This is a genomic window from Microbacterium sp., assembly GCF_031178525.1.
Taxonomy (GTDB): domain Bacteria; phylum Actinomycetota; class Actinomycetes; order Actinomycetales; family Microbacteriaceae; genus Microbacterium.
Map to the genome: position 1 here is coordinate 1 of NZ_JAPSJA010000157.1, position 5709 is coordinate 5709.

The window sequence follows — 5709 nt, forward strand, 5'->3', positions numbered from 1 at the left end:
GACGGAACCGACGTCGACACGGTCCGCGCCGACTCCGCCAAGGGCATGGCGCTGGTCGTCGATCACCTCGCGGACGCGGGGCGGCGCCGAATCGCCTTCCTGAACGGTCCCGCCGACACGACACCGGGTCGCGTCCGGCAGGAGGGCTTCCGCCGCGCGGTCGAGGCAAGGGCCATCGCGAGCACCGAGACCGTCGCGCGCGACTTCACGATCGCGGAGGGCTACCGCGCGGCGCGCGAGCTGCTCGAGGCCGCACTGGCAGCGGAGGCACCTCAGCTGCCCGACGCGATCGTCGCTGCGAACGACCTCATCGGGATCGGCGCGATCCACGCAGCCGACGATCTGGGGCTGCGCGTGCCGGAGGACATCGCGGTCACGGGCGTGGACGACACCGAGCTCGCCGTGGTCTCCCGCCCCGGCCTCACGAGCGTCGACCTCGGCGCCGCCGAGCGTGGTCGCGTCGCGGCGGAACTGCTCGTCGCGCGGCTGGCGGAGCCGGACCGCCCGGCGCACTCGGTCACGGTGGCACCGTCGCTCCGCGTGCGTGGTTCGTCGCAGGCGGGCCTCCGCGCGCTGACGGGAGAAGGGCTGGAGGTCGCCGGATGAGCGCGACCACCACGCGCGGCTCGCAGGGTCTGGGCCATCGCGCGCGCGCCGAGCGCCGCGAGGCGGTCGCGCTCGTCATCCCCGCGCTGCTGCCGATCCTGATCTTCTCCGTCGTGCCGCTGGTGAGCGGCGTCGCGCTCGGCTTCACGGACGCGACCCTCGCCCGCAACGCGGACATCTCGTTCATCGGGTTCGGCAACTTCATCGAGCTCGCGGGAGACCACCGGTTCTGGAACTCGTTCGGCATCGGCCTGATCTGGTCGGGCGCGGTCGCGCTCCTCACGCTCGTGAGCGCGATGGGGCTCGCGCTGCTGCTCAACTCCGATCTCCGGCTCAAGACGCTCACGCGCGTGCTGGCGCTGATCCCGTGGGCGATGCCGCCCGTGGTCATCGCCATCGTCTGGCGCATGATCTACAACCCGAACTCCGGACCCCTCAACGCCGCACTCGAGTCGGTCGGGATCCCCGGCGTGAACTGGCTGGGCGACTTCGAGACCGCGCTGCCTGCCGTGATCGTGGTGGGTGTCTGGGCGGGCATCCCGCAGACGACCGTGCTGCTGCTCGCCGGGATGCAGTCCATCGCGCCCGAGCTGCACGAGGCGGCCGCGGTCGACGGCGCGGGCGCGCTGAGGCGCTTCTGGCACGTCACGCTGCCGGCACTGCGCCCCGTGATCTTCGCGATCACCAGCCTGGACTTCATCTGGCAGTTCAACTCGTTCGGGCTGGTGTACGTGCTCACGGAGGGCGGGCCGGGCGGGCGCACCATGATCCCGCCGCTGTTCACCTACCTCGAGGCGTTCCGCAACCGCGAGATCGGCTACGCCTCGGCGATGGGCAACACCCTCGTGGTCGCGATCATGCTGATCCTCGCCGTCTACCTGATCAATCAGTTCCGGCAGGGGAAGGAGGTCAGGCGATGACCGACGCGACCCGCACGATCGTCACCGGTCGCAAGACCCCGCGCCGGCCTCGCGGCGGCATGCGCCGGGCACGGCACGTCACCGTGCTGCAGTACGCAGCCCTCGCCGTGTACCTCGTCTTCCTCGGCTTCCCGCTGCTGTGGCTGCTGTCGGCCTCGTTCAAGTCGACCGGCGAGCTGAACTCGCTCGCGGTCAACCTGCTGCCGCGCGAGTGGGAGTTCGGCAACTACGCCGCCGCGCTCGACCGGCAGAACCTGATCCGATCCGCCGGCAACTCGCTGCTGGTGTCGGTCGTGACGATGATCGTCACGCTGCTGCTGTCGATGCCGATGGCCTACGCGCTCGCGCGCCTGAAGGGCAGGCTGCGCGCGGCAGGCACCGTCTGGATCCTCGCGAGCCAGGTGTTCCCGTCGATCCTGATCATCATCCCGCTGTTCCTCGTGCTGCGGACGCTGCAGCTGAACGACACCCTGTTCGGCCTGATCCTCGTGTACGTCACCTTCACCATGCCGTTCACGCTGTGGATGCTGCAGGGCTACGTCGCCGCGATCCCGCGCGAGCTCGAGGAGGCGGGCGAGATGGACGGCGCAGGGCGCTGGACCGTGCTGCGGTCGATCGTGTTCCCGCTGCTGGTGCCGGGACTCGTCGCGACGGCGATGTTCACGTTCGTGTCGGCGTGGAACGAGTTCTTCCTCGCGCTCGTGCTCATCCAGAGCCCCGAGTACTACACCCTCCCGATCACGCTGCGATCGTTCCTCGGCGCGGAGGGGCAGACGCAGCTCGGCCCGCTCGCGGCCGGCGCGGTGCTCGCGACGATCCCGTCGCTGATCATCTTCAGCATCCTTCAGAAGAGACTCACCGGCGGCATGCTCGCCGGTGCGGTCAAGGGCTAGGTCCCCACCACCATGAGAAAGGCACACACCATGAGAACTATGGCCAGGCTCGGCGCCGTGGCTGTCGCGGGCATCGCCGCCCTGACGCTCAGCGCCTGTCAGCAGGGAAGCGCCAGCGGCGGCGGCGGTGCCGACGGCGAGGCCGTCACGCTGCAGTTCCAGTCGCTGTCCGACCAGCCGGCGACGCAGGAAGCCGTGAAGGAGATCGTCGACTCCTGGAACGCCGAGAACCCCGACGTGCAGGTCGAGATCATCCAGGCCGGCTGGGACGGCATCTACGACAAGCTGATCACCCAGTTCACGGGCGGAACCGCGCCGGACATCATCCACTACGAGGCCTCGAGCATCGTGCCGTTCGCCCAGGACGGCTACCTCGCCGATCTCAGCGAGTACATCAGCGATGACCTCAAGGGCGACATCTCCGAGGGGATCTGGGAGTCGGTCACGGTCGACGACCAGATCGTGGCGTACCCGTCGACGCTGCAGTCGTACCTGGTGTTCGCCAACACCGACCTGCTGGAGGCGGCGGGGGTCGAGGTGCCGAGCGGTCCCACGATGTCGTGGGACGAGCTGCGCGAGATCGCACAGGCGACCACGCAGGACGGCACGTTCGGTCTCGGCTGGGGCCTCGGCTCGCCGACCGCCACGATCATGAGCCTGTCGCTCGGCTTCGACGGCGGGTACTTCGAGGGCGAAGGCGAGGAGGCGACGATCGACGTCGGCGAGGAGGAGACCGCCGTCCCGGAGCGCATCCACCAGATGGCATACGAGGACGAGTCGCTCGACCCGACCAGCCTCACGCTGTCCGGCTCGGACGTGCTCGCCTCGTTCTACGGCGGCACGGTCGCCATGACGGTGCAGGGCTCGTTCCAGGCGACGAACATCGCGAACGACGCTCCCGACGGCTTCAACTGGACGGTGCTGCCGCCGCTGGAGGGCACGGCGGGCGCGCTGCAGTCGGCCAACCCGCAGACGTACTCGGTCAACGTCGACTCCGAGCACGTCGAGGAGTCCGCAGCCTTCCTCGAGTACCTCGCGGCCGGCGACAACCTCGCCTCGATCGCGTTCGCTGACGCGCTCATCCCCTCGTCGGGTGAGGCGCAGGCGGGTGTGGAGGAGCTCGCCGCAGGTGCGACGGGCTGGGACCAGATCCTCGCCTCGGCCGAGGGCCTCGAGGCGCCGCCGTTCCTCAAGGTCGCGAAGTACACCGAGTGGAAGGACACCATCGCCACACCGGCCTTCCAGCAGTACTTCGCCGACCAGATCAGCGTCGATGAGCTGCGCCAGCAGCTGACCGACGGCTGGGCGGATATCGCCGGATGACGGCAGAGCGGGGGCGCCGCCGGCGCCCCCGCTCGCTTCGGAGCGTGTGAGAGATCGAGGGAAGGGAAGCCGCGTGGATCTGCTGGAGGACCGAGTGGCGGGTGTGCTCGCAGGAGCCGCCGTGGGGGATGCGCTGGGAGGCGCAACCGAGGGATGGACGCCCGAGCAGATCGAGGAGCGTCACGGCGGCCGCGTCACCGGCATCGTGGGGCCGTTCCTGCCCGACTGGCGCACGGCTCGGCCGATCGCGCCGTATCACAAGGGTGATGGGCACGTCACCGATGACACCCTCATGACGCATGCGCTCATCGAGGTCTACGCCGCCCGGCGCACGCACCTGGACGCGTACCACGTCGCGAGCGATCTCGTTCCGATCATGATCGGCGCACCACGGTGGATCCCCGAGCTCGAGCAGGAGGCACTCATCCTGCAGCGGGTGTTCCTCGCGGAGAAGTGGCTCGTCGCCAAGCTGCATTACGGACATGCCGACCCGCGCGAGGCCGGCGTCGGCAACATCGTCAACTGCGGCGCCGCCATGTACATGGCTCCCGTCGGACTCGTGAACATCGGCGACCCGGAGGCCGCGTACGCCGAGGCGATCGACATCGCGGGCGCACACCAGTCGTCGTACGGGCGCGAGGCCGCCGGCGTCTTCGCGGCCGCGGTCGCGGCCGCGGCGGCGCCCGGGGCGACCGTGACGGACGTGATGGATGCGGCGCTGCGCGTCGCGCACGATGGGACGGCGGCCGCCATCCGCGCTGTGCTCGACGCCGTGCGCGACCACCGTGCCGGCGGCGGGTCGGAGGATCCGCGGGAACTGGGCCGCGTCATCCGGGCCGCGGTCGCGCCCTACGACACCGTGGGGGACGCGTACCGCGCGATGGCGATGGACGCGCGACTGCCCTCGCGCACCAAGTCGATCGAGGAGCTGCCGGCGGCCCTGGGGTTCGTCGCCGCGCACGACGGGGACGCGCGCGATGCGGTGATCGACGCGGTCAACTACGGACGCGACTCCGACTCCATCGCGACCATGGCCGGCGCGATCTGCGGCGCGCTCGGCGGGCGCGACGCCGTGCCCGCGGAGTGGGTCACAGCCGTCGCGGAGGCGAGCCGACTGGATCTTGAGGGCGTGATCCGCAGCATGACCGCCGTGGTGCGCGACATCGCGGGGGAGGACGCGCGCCGTGCGAGGGAGCGCGCGGCGGGCCTTGAGGCGCTGCTGAACGGCCCGGCGGATCCCGCGGACAGGGGCGCGGCGGCGTGAGGCTCACGTGGGCGCAGCCCGAGGATCTCGTCGCCGGCGAGCTCGTCGCGCTGCGCGAGCAGGGCGCCAAGGAGGAGGACGTCGCGCGCATCGAGCGGCGCTGGGCCGAGGCCGGGGGAGAGACCGTGCTGCAGCCGAGCGGTGCGAGCGCGACCGCCGCTCCGCCGGAGCTGCGCACGCTCGCACGCGACGTGCTCGACGAACTGGCGGGGCTTCGGGCGACGTCCGCGGACGAGCCCGACGAGTGGGACGAGATCGAGGACCTGCTTCCCGCCGCGCCGGAGCTGCGGACGGGGAGCGGGATCGACCTCGATCGCGTGCGTGGCGCCTGGTACGGCCGCGCCGCGGGCTGCCTGCTCGGCAAACCCGTCGAGAAGATCCCGCGCACGGGCATCGAGGAGATCGCGCGGGCGACGGGGAACTGGCCCCTCACGAGCTACTTCACCGCGCGCGGACTCCCAGCGGAGATCGCGGCGCGCTGGCCATGGAACCGTCGCTCGGCGCCGACGTCGCTCGTGGAGAACATCGACGGGATGCCCGAGGACGACGACCTCAACTTCCCTCTGCTGGCGCTGGACCTGCTGGAGGCGCACGGCACCGCCCTCACGACCGAGCACGTCGCGCAGGCCTGGCTCGACAACCTCCCGGGCGGACGCGTGTTCACGGCCGAGCGGGCGGCCTACCGCAACCTGCTCGATGCGCG

The 5709-nt window shown here is 70.8% G+C and carries 6 protein-coding genes; all 6 read left to right on the top strand.

Annotated elements, in window-relative coordinates; genetic code table 11:
* The coding region (locus tag RIF89_RS10180) for a substrate-binding domain-containing protein (protein WP_309069000.1) at positions 1-606 on the top strand (606 nt) is incomplete at its 5' end.
* Complete coding sequence (locus RIF89_RS10185; RefSeq protein ID WP_309069001.1) at positions 603-1526, top strand: sugar ABC transporter permease; 924 nt, start codon at positions 603-605, stop codon at positions 1524-1526. The genes RIF89_RS10180 and RIF89_RS10185, both read left to right, overlap by 4 nt.
* On the top strand, positions 1523-2419 hold the full coding sequence (locus RIF89_RS10190) for a carbohydrate ABC transporter permease (protein WP_309069002.1): 897 nt from the start codon (positions 1523-1525) through the stop codon (positions 2417-2419). Before RIF89_RS10185 ends, RIF89_RS10190 begins: the two co-directional genes overlap by 4 nt.
* A gap of 39 nt (positions 2420-2458) precedes the next feature.
* A complete protein-coding gene (locus RIF89_RS10195) occupies positions 2459-3742 on the top strand; it encodes a sugar ABC transporter substrate-binding protein (RefSeq protein ID WP_309069003.1) in 1284 nt (427 codons plus the stop codon).
* A gap of 73 nt (positions 3743-3815) precedes the next feature.
* Positions 3816-5006 carry an ADP-ribosylglycohydrolase family protein gene (locus tag RIF89_RS10200; protein WP_309069004.1) on the top strand — a complete coding sequence of 397 codons (1191 nt, stop codon included), beginning with the start codon at positions 3816-3818 and terminating at the stop codon, positions 5004-5006.
* Positions 5003-5709, top strand: a 707-nt coding sequence (locus tag RIF89_RS10205; RefSeq protein WP_309069005.1) for an ADP-ribosylglycohydrolase family protein, incomplete at its 3' end; no start/stop codon positions are given. The genes RIF89_RS10200 and RIF89_RS10205, both read left to right, overlap by 4 nt.